Source organism: Streptomyces sp. NPDC000941 (assembly GCF_053599555.1).
Genome location: NZ_JBSFMM010000002.1, coordinates 24,539 through 48,365, shown reverse-complemented (window position 1 = coordinate 48,365; position 23,827 = coordinate 24,539). Strand labels below are relative to the sequence as shown.

The window sequence follows — 23,827 nt, the reverse complement described above, 5'->3', positions numbered from 1 at the left end:
TTTGCCGTAAATAGGCATGCTGAATCGATCCAGGACCATGACGCCAATTGGTCTGGATGAATGCCTGATGTGGTGGCCCCGGCCGGGTCAGCCGGGGCCTGATGTCATGTCATGTGGTGGGCGAGCGCCAGATGAGGGTCGTCCATATCCGGCCCGAGAGCCGGGTCGGTGTGCACCAGGGCGGCGGTCAGCCGGGGCACCGCGTGCATCAGCGCATGCTCGACCTCGACCGACACGGCGTGCGACTCCCGTACGCTCAACCCTCCGTCCACCTCGACCGTGGCCTCGGCGCGCAGCTTGTGCCCGATCCAGCGCATCCGGAGCTCCTTCACATCGCACACCCCGGCGACCTCGCGCACCGCGGCCTCGCCCTTGTCGACAAGGGTCGGGTCGACGGAGTCCATCAGACGGCGGAAGACCTCGCGTGCCGCGTCCTTGAGGACGAGCAGGATCGCGGCCGTGATGAGCAGCCCGACGATCGGGTCGGCGAGCTGCCAGCCGAGTGCGGCCCCGCCGGCGCCCAGCAGCACGGCAAGGGAGGTGAAACCGTCGGTACGGGCATGCAGTCCATCGGCGACCAGCGCCGCCGAGCCGATCTTCCGCCCGACCCGGATCCGGTAGCGGGCCACCCATTCGTTGCCGATGAAGCCGACGACCGCCGCGATCGAGACGATGCCCAGATGGGAGATGTCGCGCGGATTCATCAGCCGGTCGATGGCCTCATAGGCGGCCAGGGCCGCCGAGGCGGCGATGGTCAGGACGATGAAGATCCCAGCCAGATCCTCGGCCCGCCCGTAGCCGTAGGTGAACGTACGGTTCGCCACGCGCCGCCCGAGGACGAAGGCCACGCCGAGCGGAAGCGCGGTCATGGCATCCGCGAAGTTGTGGATGGTGTCGCCCAGCAGCGCCACCGAACCGGAGATGAGGACGACCACGGTCTGGAACACCGCGGTGGCGCCCAGGATCGCCAGGGACAGCCAGAGGGCGCGCATACCCTCGGCGGACGACTCCATCGCGGAGTCGACCTTGTCCGCCGCCTCGTGCGAATGCGGCTTCACCATGTGGGTGACCTGGTGCTTCCAGCGGGACCAGCGGCTCTTGCCGTGCGCATGGCCGTGATCGTGTCCGTGGTCGTGGCTGTGGTCGTGGTCGTGGTCGTGGTCATGAGCTGATGCGTGGCCCTCGGGGTGGGCATGCGCCGGTGCCGGGGGATGAGGGTGTTCGTGGGCCTTCATACGTGGCTCACCTCTCAGGAATGTCGCCGCGGAAGAGTGGTGTCAGGGCGCCCTCCTTCCATTATGTGCATACGCGTGCACCAATGCACTTGTGGGATCATACAATGATTTCGCGACTACCCGGTGACAGTGGGCGGACAGTGCGAGTCGGCGGCGACGAGCGAGAGCCGGTAGGCGTCCCCATGGGTGACGACGCGGCCGGCGGTGGGCGGTGCGAAGTGGGCGCCCAGGACGAGGGTGTCCGTATCGGCAAGCGAGCGGAGCAGCTTGCGGCGCGAGGCCTCGGATTGTTCAGGGTCGATGTCGACACAGGCGCCGATGGCGGGGTGGGCGAGTTGTACGGGGTGGTGGACGCAGTCGCCGGTGATCAGCGCCGCCTGGCCGCGGCTGGTCAGCTCAACGGCGACATGGCCGGGGGTGTGGCCGGGCGTGGGGAGCAGGCGCAGGCCCGGGACGATATCGACACCCTCGACGGGGACGTCGACGAGGTCGAGCAGCCCTGCCCGCTCAACCGGGATCACGGAGTCGCGGAACATCTGCCGGCGCGCCTCCTCCATGTCGTACGCGGCCCAGAACTCCCTCTCGGTGCGGGAGGTCAGGTAGCGGGCGCGGGGAAAGGTGGGAACCCACTCGCCGCCCACCTCCCGCGTGTTCCAGCCGACATGGTCGGCGTGCAGATGGGTGAGGATCACCAGGTCGACCGAGTCCGGCGGGAATCCGGCGGCGACCAAGTGCCGAAGGTAGTCGGTGTTGAGCTTGTGCCAGGCGGGGTTGGCCCGCTCCTTTCCGTTGCCGATGCCGGTGTCCACCAGGATGCGCAGCCCGCCGGCGGTGAACGCGAAGCCGTGGCTGTCGATGCGCAGGACGCCCTGGCCGTCGGCGAAGTGGGGACGCAGCCAGCCCTGCCCGGCGACGACGTCCGGGGTGGCGTCGGGCAGCAACCACGGCCCGGTGGCGGGCGGCAGGGCCGCCTCGTCGATGCGGTGGACGGCGATGTCGCCCACGGCCCAGGAGGGGATGACGGTCGGGCCGGTGGCGGGCGAAGTGCTCATGATCGGTCGTTCCCTTGTCTCGGAAGACTAAACGCAATGAATTTGCTTTAAGTGGACCGTAGGCCCTACGGTGCGACTAACGCAAACTCTTAGCCTTTGGTGTCGCGGTTTGCTCCGTCGCTCCAGCCCCGAGGAGAGAACGCCCATGTCCGCCGGAGAACTCACCACGCCGGAAGCGGCCCGCTGGGCCGCCCGCGCCGGGCTCCCGCTGCCCGCCGACCGCCACGCCGCGGTCGCGGCCGTCGCCGATCACATCCACTGCGTCGTCGCGGTCCTACGGGAGCTGGACTTCGAGGACACCCCGCCCGCCGCCACCTACCACGCGGGAGAGGAGCAGCACGGTGCGGCCGTATGAACTGTCCCTGACCGCGGCCGCCGACGCGATCCGGACACGGCAGCTGTCCCCCGTCGAGCTGGCGGACTCCGTCCTGGAGCGCATCGCGCAGGTGGAGCCGCGCCTCCAGGCGTACGTCACCGTCACCGCCGAGCACACCCGCCAGGCCGCACGCAAAGCCGAACACGACATCGCGGCCGGCCGCCATCGCGGTCCGCTGCACGGCATCCCCATGGGCCTGAAGGACCTGATCGACGTCGCCGGCGCGGCGACATCGGCCGGTTCCCGGGTCAGGGCCGACCACCGCACACAGGCCGACAGCACCGTCGCCGCACGCCTGTCGGCGGCCGGAGCCGTGCTGGTCGGCAAGACGCACACCCATGAGTTCGCCTACGGGCTGACCACCCCGCAGACCCACAACGCCTGGGACCCGGACCGGGTCGCAGGCGGCTCCAGCGGCGGATCCGCCGTCGCCGTCGCCGCGGGCACCGCCACCTTCGCCCTGGGCACCGACACCGGCGGATCCATCAGGGTGCCCGCCGCGCTCAACGGCGTGGTCGGCCTCAAGCCGACCTACGGCCTCGTCCCCCGCCACGGCGTCACGTCCCTGTCCTGGTCACTGGACCACGTCGGCCCGATCACCCGCACCGTCGAGGACGCGGCCCTGGTCCTGACCGCCCTGGCCGGGCACGACCCCCGCGACCCCGCCTCCCTGACCACACCAACCGCCATGGACTACCGGCCGGCCGCGGGCACGGACTTGAGGGGGCTGCGGGTCGGCGTGCCGCGCACCTACTACTTCGACCACATCGACCCCGAGGTCGAAGCCGCCGTCCGGCGCGCCATCGACCAGCTTCAGGCCCTCGGTGCATGCCTCGTCGAGGTCGAGATCCCCATGACCCGCTATATCCAGGCCACCCAGTGGGGGCTGATGGTCCCCGAGGCCACCGCCTACCACGAGGGCACCCTGCGTACGGTCCCCGAGCTCTATCAGGCGGACGTCCGCATCCTGCTCGAGGCCGGCGCGCTGATGCCCGCCGCGGACTATCTGCGCGCCCAGCGCGCCCGCGTACTCATGCGGCAGGAATGGGCCCGCATGCTGCGGGAGGTCGATGTGATCGCCGCCCCCACCGTCCCGGCGACCGCGGTGAAGGCCGGCCAGGAGACGATCACCTGGGCCGACGGCACCGTCGAGGGCGTCTCCGACGCCTACGTACGCCTGTCGTCCCCCGCCAACATCACCGGAACACCGTCCCTGTCCATCCCCGTCGGCCACGACGCGGCGGGCCTGCCGATCGGCATGCAACTCCTCGGGCACCCCCTCGGCGAGAGCGCGCTCCTGCGGATCGGCCACGCCTACGAGCAGACCCAGCCGGTCCGCGAGCTCGCGCACGCGGCATAAAGCAGGCCACCAGGCCGTCGAACGGTGGCCCGTCGTTCTCCTGTGTTCTCCTGGAGCGGATCACTAGACGCAACGATTTTGCTTTAAGGTGACTTCTATGAGCAGGCAGATGGTGCGCCCCGGTGGGCGCAGCGCCCGGGTCCAGGCATCGGTGCACGCCGCCGTACGCGAACTCGCCTCCGAGGTGGGCCGGGACGCCGTGACCGTGCCGATGGTCGCCCAGCGTGCGGGCGTCACACCGTCGACGATCTACCGCCGCTGGGGAGACCTGCAAGAGCTGTTGTCGGACGTGGCGGTCGAGCGGCTACGGCCCGAAACCGCGCCCGGGGACCACGGCGCCCTGCCATCCGACCTGACGGCCTGGGCCGAGCAGTTCCTCGACGAGATGGCCTCCCCCACCGGCCGCGCCTACATCCGCGACGCCCTGCTCGGCGACCCGGACGGCGGCAACGCCGGCCAGTGCTCCGCCTATGCCGCCGAACAGATCGACGTCATCCTCGCCCGCGCGACCGAACGCGGGGAGAAGACACCCGACGTCGAGACGGTCATCGACCGCGTCGTCGGCCCCCTGATGTACCGCATCCTCTTCCGCCCGGACGGACTCGACGCCGCGTACGCCCGCCGGCTCGTGACAGGAGTCCTCGGCCCGACGACCGGCCGATGACCGGGAGTTCCCGGCTCCGACGGAAGTGCGGTTGGCTCATCGGCTGCTCGCGGTCGCGGCGATGGCGGGCAGGATCGCGAGGGCGAGGACGCCGCCGGTGAGGGCGAGGACGGGGTAGCTGGTGGTGGCGACGACGACGCCGGAGGACAAGCCGCCGGTGGCGCCGGCGATGGCGATGGAGACGTCGACCATTCCCTGGGTCTTGGCGCGGGTGGCGAGTGGCACGGTGTCGGTGATGATCGCCGTGCCGGAGACAAGGCCGAAGTTCCAGCCGAGGCCGAGCAGGGCCAGGGCGAGTGCGAGGAGGGCGACGGAGTCGCCGGGGGCGGTGGCGGCGAGGATGCCGGCGGCCAGGAGGGTGAGACCGGACGCGGCGGCGATCTTCGGCGGGCCGTAGCGGTCGACGAGCCAGCCCGTGATCGGTGAGGGCAGGTACGTGACTCCTCCCCGTCCTGATGGACAGGGCTTCTCGCTATGCCGGGTTGGCGTGGCGACGGACCAGCCCGGCCCGTAACACGTTGGTGGCTCCGACTGTGTCGGCGTGGGCGGTGTGGCCGCAGGCGACGCAGTGGAACTTTTCCTGGGTGGGCCGGTTCTCCTTGGCGGTGTGCCCGCATTCGGGGCAGGTGCGGGAGGTGTTGCGGGGGTCCACGGCGATCACTTCTCGTCCGGCGCTTTCAGCCTTGGCGTGCAGGATCGTCAGGAACACCCCCCAACCGGCATCGCTCAACGACGTGTTGAGCCCGGCCTTCGCGGCGGCTCCGTTGGGCAGGAACGCGCCCGGCTGGTCGGGGTCGGGCTTCGGTGTGGGGGCCTTGCTCATATTGTGGATCTTGAGGTCCTCGTGCGCGATGAAATCGTGCGCGCGAACCAGGCCGAGGGCGGTCTTGTGTGCGTGGTCGAGGCGCTGGCGCCGTACCTTGCCGTGCAGTTCGGAGACTTTCTCCACAGTGCGCTGGTGGTTGGCGGTGCGGTCCTTGGCCTTGCGGCGCGGGAACCGGGACAGGGCCTGCTGCGCGGCTTCGAGTTTCGCGGCGGCCTTACGCCCGTGGTGCGGGTTGGGGACGAAATCGCCGTTCGAGTCGGCGAGGAAGTTCGCGATGCCCAGGTCGATCCCGACCACGCTGCCGGTCGCGGGCAGCGGCTCCGGCTGTTCCTGTTCGGCGGTCAGTACGACGAACCACCGACGGCCCTCACGCTTCACCGAGACGGTCTTGACCTTGCCGCGCACCGGCCGGTGCTGGTTGACCTTCACATGCCCGACGCCCTGGAGGCGGACGCGGGTGGCCGGGTCGCGCGGGGTGGGGTCCCACCGGCAGCCGTCCCCGTCTTTCGGGAAGTCCACCGTGTCGAACCAGGTCACCCCGCGGAAACGCGGATATCCGGGAGTGTCACCGGACTTGACCCGACGGAAGAACGCGGCGAACGCTTTGTCGAGACGGCGCAAGGTGGCCTGCTGCGAGCTGAAGGACCAGCGTCCCTGACGCTCCGGGTCGAACGCCCGGACGTCCTTGAGCTGCGCCGACTGGTCACCGTACTTGACGCTGGTCTTCGACGGGTGCTGGTAGGCGTCACGCCGCTCCTGCAAGGCCCCGTTGTAGAGGGAGCAGTGATCCCGCAGCATCTCGGACAGTGCCTGCGCCTGACGGACGGTGGGCCGCAGGAGGAACTTGTACGCACGGATCACCCAGCCCACCCCCTCCAGTCGAGTTCGCTCGATTCTACTACACTTGGCGCATGTCACCACGCTGGGAACCAGATCCCAACATCAGACGAGGAAACCACGTCATCTACAACCTCCACGCACACTTGGTGTTTATCACGAAGTACCGGCGGGAGGTCTTCAATGACGACATGCTGACGCGCTGCGAGGAGATCATGCGGGACGTGTGCCAGTCCTTCGAGGCCGAACTGCGCGAGTTCAACGGTGAAGGCGACCACGTCCACCTGCTCGTGCACTACCCGCCGAAAATCGCGCTGTCCAAGCTCGTCAACAGCCTCAAGGGCGTCAGCTCCCGCTATCTGCGCGCGGAGTACACCGGCCGGATCAACCAGATCAGCACGGGATCCGTGTTCTGGTCCCCGTCGTATTTCGCGGGGTCCTGCGGCGGCGCACCGCTGGGCATCGTCAAGGACTACATCGAGAGCCAGAAGCGGCCGGCCTGACCGTCACCCCGCAGACATAGAGAACTCCCGCGCTTCACGCCTCCGGGCCGAGGAACGCATTCCCGCCCGGCCTGAAGGCCGGGATTCCCTGCGAAGGGTAAAGGATGGACCCTCACCCCCGCGGTCGATGAGGTGCAGCAACTCCTTGTGGCGGACGGCGGGATCGTCGGTCCCGCGAAGACGTGCACGGCGGGTTACGGGGCGAGCTCGGGCGCAGGTTCCAGCACGGGCTCAGGCATGCGAGAGCTCACGGGCGACGGCGTCCCGGGCGTAGAAGCCGAGGCCGGGTGCGAGAACCTTGACGACCGCCAGCCTGGCCACAGGCCGACCGAACTCGACCAACACCGGCTCGGTGTCGGTGAGGGTGGTGACGCGCGCCGCGACGGTACGCAACTCCTCGGCGCGATCGTGGCCCGTCTCCCGGCGCCGGAAGGGTACGGTCCTCAAGGACAGTGCCGGTTGGGGGGGCGCCCTTCGCCGGGTCCGCCTGGAGCGCGTAGAGCCGGTCGTGAAGATCGTCCCTGGAACCGCTGATCACGGTGAGCCGTCCCTGGGCGCTCTCGGCGAGCACCGCCTCGTGCGCGCCGTGCCACGCACGGCGGGACCGACCCCGCGGAGCTGGCGAAGGCCCTCGTGGCCGGCGCCACCATCGCGCTGAACCACATGCGCTGCCTGCTCCCGCAGGCGGCGGAGCTCTGCCCGGCCCTCCAGCGGCGACTGCGCCAGCAGACCCAGGCGAACACCTACATCGCGCCGCCCAACGCCCAGGGACTGCCCGTACACAGCGATCCCCACGACACGCTCATCCTGCAACTGTTCGGCGCCAAACAGTGGTTCATCAGGGATCCGGAGTCCGATCCGGCCGCCTTCACGATGTCTCCCGGCGACTTCCTCTATCTCCCGGCGGGCCCGCCCCACGAGGCCCGGTGCGACGACTCCGCCGCCATGCGTCTGACCCTCGGTATCCGGCGGCGCAACGCGGCGGACCTTCAGGTGGCGGCCATGAAGCGGATGGCCAGGACCCGAAGTGCCCTTCCTCACCGATCCACGGGAGGTACTGCGCCACGAGGCGGACCTCATCCCCACCGCCGCCGGGCTGCGCGCCGCGCTGCACGAGGTATTGGCGGAACAGGACCGGGCCTTTCCGGCCACCGTGCCGCTATCGGCACGCGGTTGCGTCAGCGAGGTCCTGGATGGCCCGAAACGTACGCCCGTTCGCACCCCGCTCGCTGCCGAGATCGACGGCGGGGCTGGAATCGACCCGCCATCCGCCTCGGCGGATAAGACATGATCGCTTCGGGAGGTCCCCATGGGGCCCAACCAGGACGAGCTGTACGAAATCTTCGCCAGGCCGACCGAAACCGATTCGAGGGATGACCGTGGTTTGCCTCACCCGGTCACGATGTCACGAAGGTCGTCACGCTTCGCGCCGGAAGCTGGCCCGTGAAGGAGCCGTTCGACACGCTGATCGCACCCAGAGACGCGACGTTCCTGCTCGCGTCCGTCAGCCAGGACGACACGCTGGCCGAGGTGTTGTTCACCAGGGTGAACGGCTGACTCACCGACGAGGTCCCCTTGTTGATGGCGATGATGACCACCTTGGAGTTACCACCCTTGTACGCCGAGACGTAGAGGTTCGACTGGGGATTCGAGGTCGCGTCGATCCGCACATACCCCGGGCGGACGAACTTCGAGAAATGCGCCATGGCGGCACCGCGCTTGCTGATTCGCCCGTCTTCCCTCATGGGGCCGTAGCCACGCCGGATGTACCACCACACGTACGCCTGGAACTCGGCGTCCACCAGGGCATGGTGGATGTGTTCCCCCACGTCGAGCGCTTGGGGCCAGAGGTCCGCCGAATCGCTGCTGTTGGGATAGTAGACCTCGGTCATCCAGAGCTCTTTACCCCTGCCCTTGTCCTTGAAGAGCGGGTAGGGGAAGTTCTGGTACGGCGTGCCGTATAGGTGAGCCCCGAGAATATCCAGGTTGGCGAGCGCTGCCGAGTCGTTGAGAATCGAATCCGAGAAGCTCTTCACATACTGGAAGGACTCCGGCGCGATCACCTTGGTCTCGATCGAGCCGGCGTTCTCGCGCAGGAAGCGGATCATCTCGGCCGGAGTCCACCACGTCCAGTCATGCGCGTAATCGGGCTCGTTCTGCACCGAGATGGCGTACAGGTTCACGCCGTTGTCCTTCATAAACCTGCAGAAGTCATTCAGGTGCTGCGCATAAGCGCCGTACATGTCGTACCGGAGCCGCTTCGCGTTGGTTTGATCGCCGTGGACGAAGGTCTCGACCATCTGAGCGGGGGGATTCCACGGCGACGCGATGACGGTCGCCCCGTACTCGATCGCACGCTTCGCCGTCGCCACCTCGCGGCCCCAGTCCGCCCGGTTCTCGTGGACGGGGATTCTCAGCACGGAAAACCCGAGCTGCCCTTCGCCGTTGCCGAATGCCGTGTCCCTCTGGGCAGCTGTCAGATCACTGATCCAGACCGTGTGGTTCATGCCGCCGAAGCCCCGGATCGTCTGCCGTACCGCCGACGGGTCGACGATCACATTGGCAGCCGCCGCCGCGGATGCCTCCACGGCCGGCGTCGCGGCCACGAGGACCGGTAGGGCGCTTATCGTCGCCAGAACAGACCTCCGACTCGGGAATTCCGGGCCCCTGGCTGCGGATTCATTCTGATGCAACATCATTGGATGCCGTCTCTTCTTCCGCGTCGAGATTTCCTTGGGTTTGGGAGTGAGCTTGGGAGCGCTCCCATTCGGCGACTATTGGCACGGTAACGGCGTGACTGGCCACCGTCAACCCACCAGTGGGGGGTTTCCCGGCTGTCCGGCGGGCGATGGGTGGGTGGCTGAGAAAAACGCTTGGACGCCGCGGGTGCCGTCACGGGACACTGCGATTTCGGGCCTGTCCGCCACACGACAACCCAGGGGTGGGATGAAATCGCCTGAACCACGCGAGGTCCCGCCGGGCAAGGGCTCGGTGATCCTCGCGCTTCGTTACTACGGCCGGGAGTTGTCCCGGCTCCGACGGCTGTCGGTGCCCGCGATGCTCCTGCCGGCGCTGGGCAATATCGGCATCAACTACATCGCGCCACTGATCGTCGCGAAGCTCGTCGCCCGAATCGCCGGCGACGATGGTGTCTCGATCGGCTCGACGCTGCCCTACCTTCTCGGCTTCGTCGGCGTCCTGCTGCTGGCGGAGTTGCTGTGGCGCATCGGCGTACATTGTTTGAACCGCGTGGACGCGTACGGCATCGAGCATCTGTACGTGGTCGGCATGGACGAGTTGTTCGCCAAGGACGCGGCGTTCTTCCATGACAACTTCGCCGGGTCGCTGACCAAGCGGGTCCTGAGCTTTGCCTCCCGCTTCGAGCAGTTCATCGACACGCTGGCGTTCTCGGTCATGGGCAGCCTCGTACCGCTGGTGTTCGCGTCGGTGGTGCTCTGGAGTTACGACCCGCTGCTCGTTGTCGGGCTCTTGGCGATGATCGCACTGACGGCGCTGTGTGTGACGCCCCTCATCCGCCGCCGCCAGAAGCTCGTTGATCAGCGCGAGGAGGCGATCGCCCGGGTGGCGGGGCACGTCGCCGACAACCTGATGAACATGGACACCGTCCGGGCGTTCGCCGCCGAGGAGCGGGAGGCCGCCGAGCACCGGTCCCGCGTGGCGGAGTCACGGCGGCTCTCACTCAGGTCATGGGACTACGGCAATCTGCGCGTCGACACCCTGGTGGCGCCGATGTCCGTGCTGACCAACACGCTGGGCCTGTTGCTCGCGGTCGCGCTCGGCGGGGGCAGCCACGGTGTGGAAGCGGTCGTGGTCGCCTTCACGTACTACTCCAACGCGACGCGGATCATGTTCGAGTTCAACCAGATCTACCGCCGTCTGGAGAGCTCGATGACGGAGGCCGCACAGTTCACCGAACTGCTGCTGACGTCGCCGACCGTACTCGACCCGGAGTCGCCTGAGCCGCTGCTGTCCCAGTCCGCCGACGTGCGCTTCGAGAAGGTGACCTTCGCCCACACGGGCGCTGAGACACTTTTCGACGGTCTCGACCTGGTTGTGCCCAGCGGGACCAAGATCGGTCTCGTCGGCCGGTCCGGCGGGGGCAAGACCACGCTCACCCAACTGCTGCTGCGGATGACGGACGTCGACGCCGGCCGGATCGTGATCGGGGGGCAGGACATCAGCAGGCTGCGCCAGGCCGACCTGCGCAGCCTGATCGCCTACGTGCCGCAGGACCCGGCGATGTTCCACCGCACGCTGCGGGACAACATCGCGTTCGCCCGGCCGGATGCCACCGACTCCGATATCCGCCGCGCGGCCGAGGCGGCGCATGTCACGGAGTTCGCCGATGCGCTGCCGGACGGCTTCGACACCATGGTCGGCGAGCGGGGCGTCAAGCTGTCCGGCGGACAGCGCCAGCGGGTCGCTCTCGCCAGGGCGATCCTGCGCGACGCGCCGATCCTGCTGCTCGACGAGGCGACCAGCGCCCTGGACTCCGAGAGCGAGGTCCTCGTCCAGGAGGCGCTGTGGCGGCTCATGGAGGGGCGGACGGCGATTGTGGTGGCGCACCGGCTGAGCACCGTCGCCGCCATGGACCAGGTCGTCGTCCTCGACCGCGGCCGGATCGTCGAACAGGGCACACACCAGGAACTGCTCGCGTCGGACGGCACCTACGCGAAGCTGTGGCAGCACCAGGTGGGCGGCTTCCTCGACGACAGCCCCGCATCGGCCGACCTGCACTGAGCCTCGCGTCGGCAGGGGCGTCCGGGCCTGCGGGGGCCGGAAGCAGCCGGCCCGCGAAGACGACTTCCGGGCCGCTGCCGCGCCGTGTCATCTGGCCTGATGCGTACGCCACTCGCCGAGGTCCCGTGATCCGGTCAATAAAGTACGTCGACAGGCGGATCACGGGGGTGAGGAGGAACACTGCTGTGGAGGCACGGGCGGCGCACGCCGGGTGGCTGGACGAGTTGCTGCACGAGGTGCGGCGGCAGATGGCCCGGAGGGCCGGGGCGGATCCGCGGGCGGTTCTCGACTGGCTGAGTCGGCAGATCGACGCCGATGTCGCGCTGGTCGGGAGCGCGGGCGCGGTGGAGACGGCCACCGCGCGTTTCCCGCGGCAGATCCTGCCCTCGCTCGAACCCACGCTCGCACGGCTGGCCGGCGGGCAGATGGCCGCTGCCGCCACCGAGGCCGGCACCCTCCAGGTGCGTCTGGAAGCGCTCGGTCCCCGCGCGCCACGCCCGGTCCTGGTGGTGGCCGGCACCTCGGCGCCCACCCCCGACGCGGCGTCGCTGGTCTCGCACGCCGGGAGCGTCATCGCGCTGCTGGACCGGGCGCAGGACGCCGACACCACCTTCCGCGGCTATCAGCGCAAGGCGCGGCAGCTGCGGTTCGCCGTGTTCAGCGCCCTGCTGGCGGGGGATCTCACGCTGGCCCGCCGGATGACCACCGGCGCCGTCCCCGCGCTGCTGGACGCCGAACGGCTGCGCGTCTATCTGCTGCAATGCACCCCCGAGGACCGTGACCGGCTGGCGCAGATCCACCAGGACGGATCGGGCTATCACGGCACGGGGCTGATGGTGCACTGCCCGGCCTTCAAGGAACACCTCATCTGCCTCGTCGCCGAGGGTGCAGACGAGGCCGACAGGGCCGACGGAGCCGACGTCGCCCCCGAGACGGCCCACGGTCAGGGCACGGTGCTGCGCCGCCTGGTCCGGGAAAACCCGCACTACGCGCTGGGCATCAGCAGCCCGTATCCGCTGGGCGCCACCGCCGAGGCGTACGGGCAGGCCCTCCACGCACTTGCCGCGGCGCGTCAAACGCCCGAGCGGGTGGGCGCCTACCTCGGCCGGACACCGCTGGTGCCGCTGCTGCCCCACGAAGACGCGGGCATCTGGGCCCGCGCCTTCCTCCGGCCGCTGGCGTCCACTCCGAGGGCCACCCTCGACATCACCCGGCTCGCCGTCACCTTCCCCAGATCCGCCGTGGCCCGGCTGCTGGACATCAGCCGCAACACCGTCTCCCACCACCTCAGACGGGTGGAGACGACCCTCGGTCTCGACCTGAGCGACGTCCGCACCCGGGCCGCCCTCGACCTGGCCTTCTGCCTGTCCCCGGGGCCGCAGCCGGACCACGGCTCAGACGGCTCCGGCGGTGCGTACGGGCGGCCGACGCCCACCCTGGACGAGCTGCTGCGCGCCGAGCCCGCTCACGCATGGGCACGGGAATTCCTCCGCCCGCTCCAGGACACCCGTGGCCGCGATCTGCACACCACCCTGTGCGCCTGGATCGACGCGAACACGGACGCCCAGCGGACCGCTCGCCACCTGGGCCTCAGCCGCAACACCGTCAGAGCCCATCTGCGCGCCGCCGAACACCTGCTCAGCCGCGATCTGCTCACCACCGGTTCCGGAATCCACGACCTGGTCCACGCCCTGCACATCGCCGGCCTGCCCCCGGCGGGCTGACTGCGCACCGTGCACATCTCGTGGCCACACGGTGCGCACCGTGCACCGTTGTCCGCCCCGCTGATCCGCTTTAGCGTCACTTCTGCCGCGCAGCACGGGAACGAGACCCCGGCTCCCACCGTGACGACGGCCTGCATCACCACGTGGGGAGTGATCCAGGCCGTCGCCATACGCTGTTTCACAGCCCCGAGGGCCTCTTTCCCGCGCTGGGCGCGTGACGTAGGAAGACGGTTCGGGAACACGGGGGTGACGGTCTCGTCACGCCCGTGCTGCCACCCTTCATCGGGGGTGTCGACAGGGACACCGAGTTCCTGTCGGCACCGACATGCCGTGGGAGGGTTCCGTCCGATGCCACCGCCAAAGGCTCTCGCGCCGCGGCCAAGGGCGGCGAAGACGACACCTGTCCGCACGCAGGACCGGCCGGACGTACGCGGCCCCGCGGGACCCCACTTCCCGCCGTCCAACGCGGCGGTGACGGCCGCTTTGGCCGGCGGACGCGGGCCGGGCGGCGGACACGGACCCACGCCGCTTCCGCCTCTATCGGCTCTATCAGCCCCGTTGCCGCCCGCTGGACAGGACATGGTCGGCAATGGCGCGATCGCGGCGGCTCGATCGGCACCTGTGGACACGCCGGAGGCGGCGCCGGCCGCCGCGACCCCCGGCGCCGCGCCCGAGGTACAGGCACGGCCCGGCCCGAGCGCGGATCCGAAGTTCGCGACGCTGAAGAAGGACGTACAGCGCAAGAAGCGATCGGTGGCGAGCTCCCACCCGCCCCCGAAGGCGGAAGCCGGGGCCGCGCAGGATGCCGCCCGGCCGCCCAAGGACGACGAAGAGGCGCAGGGCAAGGCCGCCAACGCCGAGAAGATGAACGAGGCCCGGCCGAAGGACTTCGACAAGGACGGGTTCATCAGGGCGGTCGAGAAGGCGATCGCCGAGAAGGCGCCGAAGAACCTCGACGAGGCGGACAAGTTCGCCGACTCCGGCAAGGCCGACGAGGTGCGGGCCGAGGTGCGCGGCAAGGTCGGCGAGGGCAGGACGGAGTCGGCCGAGCAGATCGCGACGACGACCGCGGCGCCGCCGGACACCTCGGCGGCGGTGCCCAAGAAGGTCGTCCCGATGACCCCGGACCGGCCCCCCGGGACCCCGGGCACGCCGAATCCGGCGAACGCCGTACCGGACAAACTGCCCTCGTCGGCCACCGACTTGTCCGCCGGCCCCGCAAGGGTCGACCGGCAGATGGAGGACGCGCAGGTCACCGAGGTGCAGTTGCAGAAGTCCAACGAGCCGGCGTTCAAGAGCGCCCTGGGCGAGAAGAAGGCCGCCGAGCGGCACTCCGAGGTGGCCCCCGGCCGGATGCGCGGGCACGAGAAGAAGGAGCTGGGCGCCGCCACCGCCCAGGCCCAGCGGCTCGGCGCCGCCGCCATGGGCGCGATGGGCGCCCAGCGGCTGCGGACCGGACAGCAGGTCGGTACGGGCAAGACCGGCGCCAAGGGCCGGGACGAGGAGAAGCGGGCCCAGGTCACGGCGGTCCTGCAAGGGGTCTTCGACACGATGAAGAAGGACGTCGAGGCCATTCTCGACGGCCTCGACAAGCTCGTCGACGACCAGTTCGGCAGAGAAGAGAAGGCGGCGCGGGAGGCGTTCACCGCCGAGCACAAGCAGAAGATGGAGGAGTACAAGGACCGGCGGTACTCGGGCGTGCTCGGCAAGGGGCGCTGGCTCAAGGACTTGTTCGCCGGGCTGCCCGCCGAGGCCGACAAGATCTTCGAGGAGGCCCGCGACCACTACGTCCGCCGGATGCGGCAGGTGATCTCCGATGTCGCCGACACCATCGGTACGGAGCTGAACCGGGCGAAGCGCCGTATCGCACAGGGCCGGACCGAGTTGCAGGCCGCGGTACGGGCGCTCCCGGCGGATCTGCGGTCCATCGGGCAGCAGGCGGCGGCCGAGTTCAGCGACAAGTTCGACGAGCTCACACAGTCCGTGGACGACAAGGGCAGCCAGCTCGTCGACACGCTCGCCACCAAGTACACCGATGCGCTCAAGTCCGTTGACGACGAGATCGCCACGGAGAAGGAGAAGAACAAGGGCCTCGTGGCCAAGGCCGTGGACGCGGTCAAGTCCGTGATCAACACCATCCTGGAGCTGAAGCGGCTCCTGCTGTCGGTCCTCGCCAAGGCCGCGTCGGCGGTCATGCTGATCCTCAAGGATCCGATCGGCTTCCTGCGCAACCTGGTCTCGGCGGTCGGCGCCGGTCTGCGGCAGTTCCTGCAGAACATCGGCCGACATCTGCAACAGGGCATTCTGTCGTGGCTGTTGGGCAAGACGGCCGAGGCGGGTATCGAGCTGCCGTCGAAGTTCGACGCCCAGGGTGTGCTGCGGATGCTCGCCAGTGTGCTCGGGCTGACATGGCAGAACATCCGCGCCCGGATCGTCCGCAAGGTCCCGAAGATGGAACCGGCGGTCGCGGCGGCCGAGACCGCGGTGCCGCTGGTCGCGGAGGTCCGCAAACGGGGCGTCGCGGGGATGTGGGACGACCTCAAGACACGCGTGGGCGACCTGAAGAAGGACCTGCTGGACAAGGTCATCGCGTACGTCACGCCGACCATCGTCGTCGCCGGGATCATGTGGGTGATCTCGCTGCTCAACCCCGCGTCGGCGTTCGTCCGGGCGGTGAAACTGATCATCGACATCGTGCGCTTCATCGTCACCCAGGCACGCCAGATCATCGAGTTCGTGGGCGCCGTGCTCGACGCCGTCATCGCGATCGCCCGGGGCGGCAGCGGCGGCGTACCCGGCCTCATCGAAAGCGCGCTGGCCCGCTCCATCCCGGTGCTGCTGGGCGTGCTCGCGGCGATCCTGGGGGTGGGCGGGATCGCCGCCCGCGTCAAACAGATCGTCCAGGCGATGTCCAAGCCGGTGGACCGGGCGGTGGACTGGGTGATCGACAAGATCGTGGGCCTGGTGAAGAAGCTCTGGTCCAAGATCAAGTCCGCCTTCGACCGGAAGAAGCCCAAGCCGAAGCGCCGGCCGGACCGGAAGCGGCCGGGCAGCCCGCGTCGCCGCAGGCGCCCGGACCAGCGACGCAGGCCCGACCGGCGGAGGCCGAAGCGGAAGCGGGACCCGAAGAAGAAGCGTCCCGACAAACGGCCCGACAAACGGTCCGACGCCGACAAGAAGCGCGCCCTCGACGCCGCCGTGCGCGACGCGACAAGCCTGCTCAACGAGGAGTCGGCGACGGTCAAGTCGGTACGGCGCGGCCTCGGCCCGATCAAGCAGCGGCACGGCCTCACCCGGATCCAGCTCAAGAAGATCGCCGAGGGCAGGTACCGCATCAGAGTGACCATCAACCCGAGCGAGGACACGCCGGTCGAGACCCTGTCGGAGGACGAGTTCCCGTACCGGATCGCCAGGGCGCAGGGCCGCATGGACGTCAACAGGTACGGACCGACGGTCGCGCAGTTGCACGAGGTCAGGCCCGCCGGGCAGAGCGACGACCCCTTCATCGGCTTCGTCGTCAACATGGCGGCCATCCCCTCCGAGATCGAGAGCAACCCCGCGGTGGCCTCCCGGTATCTGAGTACGGCGTGGGACGTCCCCGGGGGTGGGTCCGAGGACATGGCGGCGGCCAGGACCGCCGTCGTCATCGGCGTCAACGCCTTCGAGGGCCTCGACCCCGAGAAGAACAAGAGCGAGCTGAGCGCGGCCATCGGCATGGTCAATCCGCCGAAGAAGCTCGTCGCGGCGGTCTTCGGCTTCGTCTGGACGCCCCGGTGGGTCCGCGTCCAGGGCGGGAAGGAGCAGGGCAACGCCTCCCTGGCGGAGGTGCGCGCGAAGTACCGGGGCCTCACCTCGGACGGCAAGCGGGCACTCGCCGAGGAGAACGAGTCCGGTCTGCGCGACAAGAAGGCGCTTCCCTACGGTGTCTTCCGCCAGCAGGTGCTCGGTTCCTCGTACACGAAGAAGGCGGTGGACATCCTCAGCAAGGCCAACAAGCAGGTCCACATCGTCAGCCAGGACGCCGATACCAGTGTCTCGACCACCAAGGGGATGGGCGTCCTGGCCGCCTACACCAAGGTGCTGGGCGAGATGCGGGAGCACCCGCTGCTCACCATCGGGGGCTACACCTTCGAGAAGTTCGACTGGAAGAAGGACGCCGACCCCCGCACCGTCCAGCTGACGACGCTCTCCAACCAGGTGGACCGGGCGATCCGGGAGGCCATCGACAAGCGGTACACGCAGATGCTGTACCCGACCGAGCCGAACATGCTCATCAAGGCGTGGGACAAGGAAGGCTCCCCGGGCATCTTCCAGGATCCCCGCACCCAGGGTCTGCTCGGGGCCCAGGGTGAGCTGTACCCCATCGGTGGCGCCGAGGGCCGGAAGCTCAAGATCAAACTGATGGAGCTGTTCGGCGACGGCTTCTCCATCGTCTACGCGCCCCTGGCCAGCACCACGACAAGCCCGGCCCCGGGCGATGACAAGCGCGCTCTCTCCGTGACCCTGCGGAACGTCGTCGGCGCCGAGCGCGGCGAGGGTCTCGATCCGAAGCTGAGCGCGGAGGAGATCGCCCGCCGCAGCCACCGGGCCTACGCACTGGTGCTGCAGTCGCAGTCCATGGCCAGCGCCACCCGGCTCGCCCAGGAGTTCATCCTGTCCACCCCGAAGCCGCAGGGCGTGAGCAGGAAAGCGTGGGCGAAGCTCCAGGGCCAGCTCCAGGACATCGTCTTCGTCCATGTCGAAGAAGTCGTCAAGCTGATGGCCGACGATCCTCGGCGGACCGTACACAGCGTGGTGATCAGGGCACGCGCCAAGAAGCTCAGAGAGGACGCCAAGCACCTGGCCCAGACTCTGGAGGAAGCGGGCACGCCGCAGGCCGGGCAGGTGGTCGAGCAGGCCCGGAAGGTGACGCGCCGGATCATCACCGCGCTGACCGCCGACGCGCTCAAGAGCGTCTGGGGCGAGCTCGCCCCGCTGCTGAGGAGCATCATGGAGGCCGAGCGGACCGGAGAGGGGCCGGAGTGACCAAGGACGGGCTGCGGCGGCTGCGCGCCGAGTCGTCACGCGACGACTACGCGTCGATGGCAAGCCTGGCCAGGGCCCTCTACGCGCACGGACTCGGGCCTCAGGAGGTGGTACGGGAGTGCTACGGCGTCGGCTTCCCGGAAGAGTTCTTCGTGCTCGCCGATGCGGGCCCGCACTCCCTGGACCTCATGGTGGACTTCCCCCTGCTGCCCTGGCGTCTGGCCGTACCCCTCGATCGCGGTGGCCCGCCGGAGCGGCCCGACCCGATGGCCGACGTCACACGCAAGCTCTTCGCCCGCGACCCGGACCTGGTCCCCCTGTTCGTCGGCGTCAACGTCAACCTCGAGCACGGCGGCCGGGTGCACTGCTACAGCCTCGCCGAACTCGGGGCGGGCCGGACGACCGTCTTCGGGATCTGGAAGGACGTCGAGCCGCACAACGAGGTCGAACGCTGTGGCGATTCCCTGCTCGCCGTCCTGCGCGAGCACCACACGCAGTACGTCGACTGGCTGGAGAGCGAGTCATGGGACCCCGCGAACGTACGGACCGACCCGGTCGATGAGGAGACCATGGCCGAGATCCGCGAACTGGTCCCGCTGATCGAGGAGTTCCAGCGCCGGGCCGCCTCACGCGGGGGCAGCTGAAGCGCCGGGGACCGGCATCGCCCGCAGCGCGGCATGGGCCACGGCCGCGTTCCCCGACTGGTCCTGACCTGCCAGGAGCGAGGACCCCACCGTGGCCGGAGGGTGCGCTGCGCGGACCACCGCCACCGTCGCATTGCTCACGGTCGCCGGAGCGGGAGTCGGCGCCGGGCTCGGGGCCGACGCGTGGCGGGTGGCCGTCGCCGTGTCCTGGGTGCGGGCCGGGGGGACCGGGGCCAGGAGGCGGTGCAGGGAGAGTGGGGGTTCGGTGGGCAGCATCGGTGTCACCCCTGGGATGCGTCGTCGAGCAGCTGGGCGTGCGGGCCGAGTTCCGCCGGGCGGAGCAGCCGGGCCTCGCGTTGGAACTGGCGTGCCACACCCCGTACGACATGGCGCATGGCGATCGTAGGGCCGCCCCCGTCCGCCGCCGCCAGGGCCGCCGCGCGGGCCGCCGCGGTGATGGCGGCGCCCGTCATGTCCAGGCGGGCCAGGGCGTCGAGGTCCACATCGGGGGCGAGCGGGGCCTGTTCGGGGAAGGCGAGGCGCCATAGCCTGCGGCGTTCGGCGGCGGCGGGGCGGGGGAAGTGGACGACGAAGTGGAAGCGCCTGGTGAACGCCGGGTCGATGTTGTCCTTGAGGTTGCTGGTGAGGATCACCAGGCCGTCGCTGGCCTCCAGCCGTTGCAGCAGATAGCCGACTTCCAGGTTGGCGTACCGGTCGGTGCCGTGCTTAACCTCGCCGCGCTTGCCGAACAGGGCGTCGGCCTCGTCGAAGAGCAGCACCGCATGGCTCTCCTCGGCCTGCCGGAACGCGGTCTCCATGTTCTTCTCCGTCTCCCCCACCCATTTGGAGACGACCTGGGCGAGGTCCACCTTGAGCAGTTCCAGTCCCAGCATGCCGGCGACGATCTCGGCGGACATGGTCTTGCCGGTGCCGGGCTCCCCGGTGAAGAGCGCCTTGACCCCGCCGTGTCCAGCGCGGCGGGCGAAGCCCCAGCTCTCGGCGATCCGGGGCCAGGCGCGGAAGGCGGAGGCGATCTCCAGGATCTGGCGGAACTGGACGTCGGGCAGGACCAGGTCGTCGGCGGTGCGCCGGGGGACGATCGAGTGGACGGCGCTGCCGCCGCGGCCGCGGGTGACGGTGGCGATGGCGGGTTCGACGTGGTCGGCGACCGGCTGTGGGTGTCCGTTGCCGGCCAGGCGGGCTCCGGCACCCGCGACCGAGGCGACGGCGCGCAGTTCGCCGCCGCTCATCCGGTACCGGACGGCGAGGTCTTCGAGGAGGGTTGTGTCCAGGTCCGGGAGCGCGGCCGACCACATCGCCCGGCGGTCGGTGAAACCGGGGACGGGGACGGTGAGTTCGGCGTACGCGCGGGTGGCGAGCAGGCCCGCCGGGCGCCAGGGCTTCAGACCGGTCAGGCACACCGGCACCCGCGAGCGCGGCAGCGCGGCCGACAGCGCGGCGGCGCGGTGCCGCTGTGGCTCGCCGTGCAGATCGTCGGTGGGGATCCACAGCACCGCACCCAGCGCGGCGGCCGTCCTCAGCTCGGTCTGGGGGTCGGCCTCGGGATCGGCGGTCAAGGTCCGCAGCGGCGCTCCCGCGGCGCGGGCCAGCGCCTGTACGGCATCGAGCTGGCCGTCCGGCGGGCAGCCCCACAGCCCGGCCAGGTCGATGTCACCGGAGCCCAGCGCCCGGCCCAGCCGGGTGAGCCGGTCCGAGGACAGATACGGGGACAGTACGCGCGGCTCCGGCGGCGCGACCTCGCCGGGGTCGTGGCCCAGCAGGCCGACGTCGCCACCCCAGCCCAGCAGGAAGTCCAGCACCCCGGGGCCGAGGACCAGCTCCTGGGCGAGCCCGACCGCGGCCTCGCCGTGCGCGCGCAGCAGACCGTACCGGCGCAGCGGCCCGGCCGGGCCGAGGGCGCGGCGCAGGGCGAGGCGGGCCGCCGCGCCGTGCGCGCCCACGCTCACCAGCAGTTCCACGCTGGGCAGCCGCCGGTTCAGGTTGTCCACGATGTAGGCGTAGATCCGTTCGTAGCCGCGGTCCAGTTCGACCGCGGCGGCCAGGAGCAGCGCGTCCTGTTCGGCGCGGGTGAGGCCGAAGCGGGTGGCGAGGGCGTCCAGCGGCAGGGTCGCGCCCTCGGCGGACGCGCGCCGCCTCAGGTCCCGTTCGGCTTCCGGCTCCGCCGGCCGGGGCACGTACGGCTCGGCCATGGTGTCGGTGAAGGCGTGCACCTCGCCGAGCAGCACATCGACCTGTTCGTCGGTCACGCAGTACGGCGTGAGGTCCGGCCGGGTGAGCCGGGCGGCCAGCCCGGCCTGGCGCTCGACGGCGGCTCTGAGGGCTTGGTGCAGGCCCGCCAGCCTTAGTCGCAGATGCTCGACCGCCGGTTCGCCCATGGCGCTCACCCGGCCGAGAAGGTCAGGGTCCGGCCGCCCAGCCAGACCACGTCGGGCACATCGGCGAGCAGACCGCCGCGCAGCAGGTCCGCGTGGCGCCGCCCCATCGGGACGCGTACCCGGACGGCCGCGGGCTCGTAGCGCACCGTGGCCTCCAGGTCGGCGAAGCGGGTCAGGGCCGGCAGCGGATCCGGGGGCTCGCGGTCGCGCCACAGCGTCCAGGCGATGGTGGCCAGGCCGAGCACCGCGGCCAGGGTGACCGTACGCTCCAGGCCGCCGTCGGGCGCCAGTGGTGCCGCCCGGCGCTCGGTGACCAGCGCCGTGACCAGGTCCGCGAACCGCTGGGCGTGAGCGGGGAGTTCCGCGGCGAGGCGCAGGTCCGGGGCCGTGCCCGCGGCGGCCCACAGCGGTGTGCGCCAGGGCAGCCGCGCCACCGGATCGCCGCGCAGCGGCCGTACGCCGGTCAGGAACGGCACACCGGCCGCGGCCAGTTCGCGCAGGGTGCCGGGGGGCAGGGGGCCGTCGCAGAGCAGTACGGGCGGCCGCCCGCACATCTGCCAGTACGGCAGCAGCCCGGCGGCTTGCGCGGCCCAGGCGATCGGAAACATGCCGTGGGCGTCGAAGAGGAGCAGCCCCTGGTCCGTCCCCGTGATCAGGAGCGGGTCGGCGGGGTCGTGGCCGCGGCACACCGACAGCGCCAGGACGCCGTCGAGGACCGGGAGCGCGGGGCGCACCTGGCGGGCGAAGGCGGCCAGATGCTCCTCGGCGACGGGTGGGCTCAGACCGGCGAAGGCGGCCGCGGCCTCGCTGTCCCGGTCGGCGCGGCGCCAGCCGCGTGCGGTCACGCCCAGCACCTTGTACGCCAGGGCCGCCGCGAACAGCGGTGCCTCCTCGGCCAGTTCGACCCCGGCCAGGGCGGGGCCGATGGCGTCGAGGTACCCGATGCGCGCCAGTGGCCCGGTGAGCAGGAAGGGCAGCGCGGACCACACCCGTACCTCGCCGGTGGTGCGCACCGCGTTGGTCGTACGGACCTCGTCGGCGGTACGCGTCTCCCCCTGCGGCTCCCCCGGCGACTCATCCGCGGCGTGGTCGTACGGGCCGCCAGGGCCCAGGGACCGCGCCAGCCGTACCGCCTCCTCGCGGTCGGCCGACGCCAGGAAGTCGGCGAGCAGCCGGGGCAGGTCCGCCGCTTCGGCGCCCGCGACCGCGGTGCGCAGCCGCTGGGGCAGCGCCTCGCCGGGCCGGGGCCGGGCGGCGGCCGGGCCGTGCGGCTCTGCGGGCGGAGGGGCCGCGGCGAGGGCGCGCCCGACGAGTTCGGCGAGCAGCCGTGCGGCCGTCGCGACATCTACGCCGAGCAGGGCGAGCAGATACGCCCGTACCGATTCGTCCGGCAACAGTGCCAGCAGCGCGTCCAGTTCGCCGCGCTCGGCGAGTTCGGCGAAGAGCGCGGCGGCGCCCGGGACGGTCCACGGGTCCGCCGCCGCGAAGGACTCCTCCAACGACATGGCCTCGGCGGCGGGCCCGTCGCCGGGCAGCTCCACCACCGGCACCGGCGCGAAGTGCACCTCGACGGGCGCCCCGCCGCCCGCGGGCCGGCCGGACCCTCCGGGCCCTCCGGGCCGGCCCTGCCGGACGGTGACGGTCAGCGGCTCGGTGATCTCCACATCCGGTCCGTCTCCCGCCAGCCGCTCGGCGAAGTGGTCGGCCAGCAACTCGGGCAGGGCATCGACCACCTGGCGGACCAGGCCACGTGGATCGGGCCCCCAGCTCCACCCACCGCGCCGGACCACCGTCACGGTGCACCGGTGCACCGTGATGTCACCGGCCTCGCCGACGGACGAGCCGACGGACGAACCGGTGGACGAACCGGTGGACGGCGCGGTGGGGGCGCTCATGTCACCGCCGCCTTCTCCAGACGGCCCGCCCAGCCCGCCGCGAGCACCAACACCCCGTGCACACTGCCCTTGACGAGGGTCAGCGGCAGCTTCACCTGGGGCTGCTGGGCGGGGATCTCCCCGGCGAGCACATGGGTCTCCTGCTCGTCGGAGACCAGCGCGAGGACGGGGGTGGGGCGGGCCGCGGCGACCTTCACCGTGACATTGAGCCCGTCCCCGGTCAGCGCGATGCCCTCGGTCCACGACGCGAGGCGCACCAGCGCCGGTTTGGGTTTGCCGTCGGACGCCACCTCGACCCCGAAGTCCAACGGCGCGGTGAGGGCGGCTGGTTCATCGTCGACGGACGCCACGGCGAGGTCCCGGGCGTTCAGCGGAAGGGTCGCGATACGGCCTGTGCCCAGGGAGACGCGCAGCGGCAGCGCGCGTCCCACCAGGGCGGTCACATCGGGCGGGGCACCGTCGCCGGTCAGGGCCAGCGCGCCCACGACATGGCCGGTGTCGACCGCGTACACCACGGAAAGAGCCATCG

Annotated in this window: 18 protein-coding genes and 2 pseudogenes; 10 read left to right on the top strand and 10 right to left on the bottom strand. The window is 70.4% G+C overall.

The window, feature by feature from the left end; all coding sequences use genetic code 11:
• Positions 1–104: 104 nt before the first annotated feature.
• Together ACWDSL_RS01010 and ACWDSL_RS01005 are read right to left on the bottom strand one after the other, a co-directional pair.
• The gene (locus ACWDSL_RS01010; protein ID WP_450480366.1) at positions 105–1,235 is read right to left on the bottom strand and encodes a cation diffusion facilitator family transporter; all 1,131 of its coding nucleotides are present in this window, start codon (positions 1,233–1,235) and stop codon (positions 105–107) included.
• A 116-nt stretch (positions 1,236–1,351) separates the two neighbouring features.
• Positions 1,352–2,287: an MBL fold metallo-hydrolase gene (locus ACWDSL_RS01005; RefSeq protein ID WP_450480364.1), complete on the bottom strand. Its 936-nt coding sequence runs from the start codon at positions 2,285–2,287 to the stop codon at positions 1,352–1,354.
• Between the two features lie 145 nt (positions 2,288–2,432).
• On the opposite strand from ACWDSL_RS01005, the gene ACWDSL_RS01000 reads away from it, so the two are divergent.
• From ACWDSL_RS01000 to ACWDSL_RS00990, 3 genes are all read left to right on the top strand, one after another.
• Positions 2,433–2,642 carry a hypothetical protein gene (locus ACWDSL_RS01000; RefSeq protein ID WP_450480362.1) on the top strand — a complete coding sequence of 70 codons (210 nt, stop codon included), beginning with the start codon at positions 2,433–2,435 and terminating at the stop codon, positions 2,640–2,642.
• Complete coding sequence (locus tag ACWDSL_RS00995) at positions 2,629–4,023, top strand: amidase (RefSeq protein WP_450480360.1); 1,395 nt, start codon at positions 2,629–2,631, stop codon at positions 4,021–4,023. The genes ACWDSL_RS01000 and ACWDSL_RS00995 overlap by 14 nt, the downstream gene beginning before the upstream one ends.
• Before the next feature lie 97 nt (positions 4,024–4,120).
• On the top strand, positions 4,121–4,687 hold the full coding sequence (locus tag ACWDSL_RS00990; protein ID WP_450480358.1) for a TetR/AcrR family transcriptional regulator: 567 nt from the start codon (positions 4,121–4,123) through the stop codon (positions 4,685–4,687).
• Between the two features lie 36 nt (positions 4,688–4,723).
• Here ACWDSL_RS00990 and ACWDSL_RS00985 read toward each other — a convergent pair.
• A pseudogene (locus ACWDSL_RS00985) lies at positions 4,724–5,131 on the bottom strand (MFS transporter); the annotation flags it as partial.
• A 28-nt stretch (positions 5,132–5,159) separates the two neighbouring features.
• Positions 5,160–6,374, bottom strand: coding sequence for an RNA-guided endonuclease InsQ/TnpB family protein (locus ACWDSL_RS00980; protein WP_450480357.1), 1,215 nt, complete (start codon positions 6,372–6,374; stop codon positions 5,160–5,162).
• A gap of 50 nt (positions 6,375–6,424) precedes the next feature.
• On the opposite strand from ACWDSL_RS00980, the gene tnpA reads away from it, so the two are divergent.
• Entirely contained in the window at positions 6,425–6,853 is a 429-nt protein-coding gene (gene tnpA, locus ACWDSL_RS00975) for an IS200/IS605 family transposase (protein ID WP_450480355.1), read from the top strand.
• A gap of 231 nt (positions 6,854–7,084) precedes the next feature.
• Here tnpA and ACWDSL_RS00970 read toward each other — a convergent pair whose 3' ends face one another.
• Positions 7,085–7,300, bottom strand: coding sequence for a hypothetical protein (locus ACWDSL_RS00970; protein WP_450480353.1), 216 nt, complete (start codon positions 7,298–7,300; stop codon positions 7,085–7,087).
• Between the two features lie 216 nt (positions 7,301–7,516).
• Between ACWDSL_RS00970 and ACWDSL_RS00965 the strand changes: the two are divergent.
• A pseudogene (locus tag ACWDSL_RS00965) lies at positions 7,517–7,831 on the top strand (JmjC domain-containing protein); the annotation flags it as partial.
• A gap of 49 nt (positions 7,832–7,880) precedes the next feature.
• Positions 7,881–8,144: a hypothetical protein gene (locus ACWDSL_RS00960; RefSeq protein ID WP_450480580.1), complete on the top strand. Its 264-nt coding sequence runs from the start codon at positions 7,881–7,883 to the stop codon at positions 8,142–8,144.
• 106 nt (positions 8,145–8,250) lie between these two features.
• Here ACWDSL_RS00960 and ACWDSL_RS00955 read toward each other — a convergent pair whose 3' ends face one another.
• Complete coding sequence (locus ACWDSL_RS00955; protein ID WP_450480351.1) at positions 8,251–9,459, bottom strand: glycoside hydrolase family 30 beta sandwich domain-containing protein; 1,209 nt, start codon at positions 9,457–9,459, stop codon at positions 8,251–8,253.
• 340 nt (positions 9,460–9,799) lie between these two features.
• On the opposite strand from ACWDSL_RS00955, the gene ACWDSL_RS00950 reads away from it, so the two are divergent.
• The 4 genes from ACWDSL_RS00950 to ACWDSL_RS00935 all read left to right on the top strand — a co-directional run bounded on the left by ACWDSL_RS00950 (position 9,800) and on the right by ACWDSL_RS00935 (position 19,007).
• Complete coding sequence (locus ACWDSL_RS00950) at positions 9,800–11,614, top strand: ABC transporter ATP-binding protein (protein ID WP_450480349.1); 1,815 nt, start codon at positions 9,800–9,802, stop codon at positions 11,612–11,614.
• Positions 11,615–11,799: 185 nt separating this feature from the next.
• The gene (locus ACWDSL_RS00945) at positions 11,800–13,338 is read left to right on the top strand and encodes a helix-turn-helix domain-containing protein (RefSeq protein WP_450480347.1); all 1,539 of its coding nucleotides are present in this window, start codon (positions 11,800–11,802) and stop codon (positions 13,336–13,338) included.
• Positions 13,339–13,959: 621 nt separating this feature from the next.
• Complete coding sequence (locus tag ACWDSL_RS00940; RefSeq protein ID WP_450480345.1) at positions 13,960–18,363, top strand: phage tail protein; 4,404 nt, start codon at positions 13,960–13,962, stop codon at positions 18,361–18,363.
• A complete protein-coding gene (locus ACWDSL_RS00935; RefSeq protein WP_450480343.1) occupies positions 18,360–19,007 on the top strand; it encodes a hypothetical protein in 648 nt (215 codons plus the stop codon). The genes ACWDSL_RS00940 and ACWDSL_RS00935 overlap by 4 nt, the downstream gene beginning before the upstream one ends.
• Here ACWDSL_RS00935 and ACWDSL_RS00930 read toward each other — a convergent pair.
• The 4 genes from ACWDSL_RS00930 to ACWDSL_RS00915 are packed head-to-tail and all read right to left on the bottom strand — an operon-like array spanning position 18,990 to position 23,825.
• A complete protein-coding gene (locus ACWDSL_RS00930) occupies positions 18,990–19,283 on the bottom strand; it encodes a hypothetical protein (protein WP_450480341.1) in 294 nt (97 codons plus the stop codon). The two genes, ACWDSL_RS00935 and ACWDSL_RS00930, sit on opposite strands and share 18 nt — an antisense overlap.
• Before the next feature lie 5 nt (positions 19,284–19,288).
• Positions 19,289–21,403, bottom strand: a complete 2,115-nt coding sequence (locus tag ACWDSL_RS00925) for an ATP-binding protein (protein ID WP_450480339.1) — start codon at positions 21,401–21,403, stop codon at positions 19,289–19,291.
• A 5-nt stretch (positions 21,404–21,408) separates the two neighbouring features.
• Positions 21,409–23,298, bottom strand: coding sequence for a hypothetical protein (locus ACWDSL_RS00920; protein WP_450480337.1), 1,890 nt, complete (start codon positions 23,296–23,298; stop codon positions 21,409–21,411).
• Complete coding sequence (locus ACWDSL_RS00915) at positions 23,295–23,825, bottom strand: hypothetical protein (RefSeq protein WP_450480336.1); 531 nt, start codon at positions 23,823–23,825, stop codon at positions 23,295–23,297. Before ACWDSL_RS00915 ends, ACWDSL_RS00920 begins: the two co-directional genes overlap by 4 nt.
• Positions 23,826–23,827 lie beyond the last annotated feature (2 nt).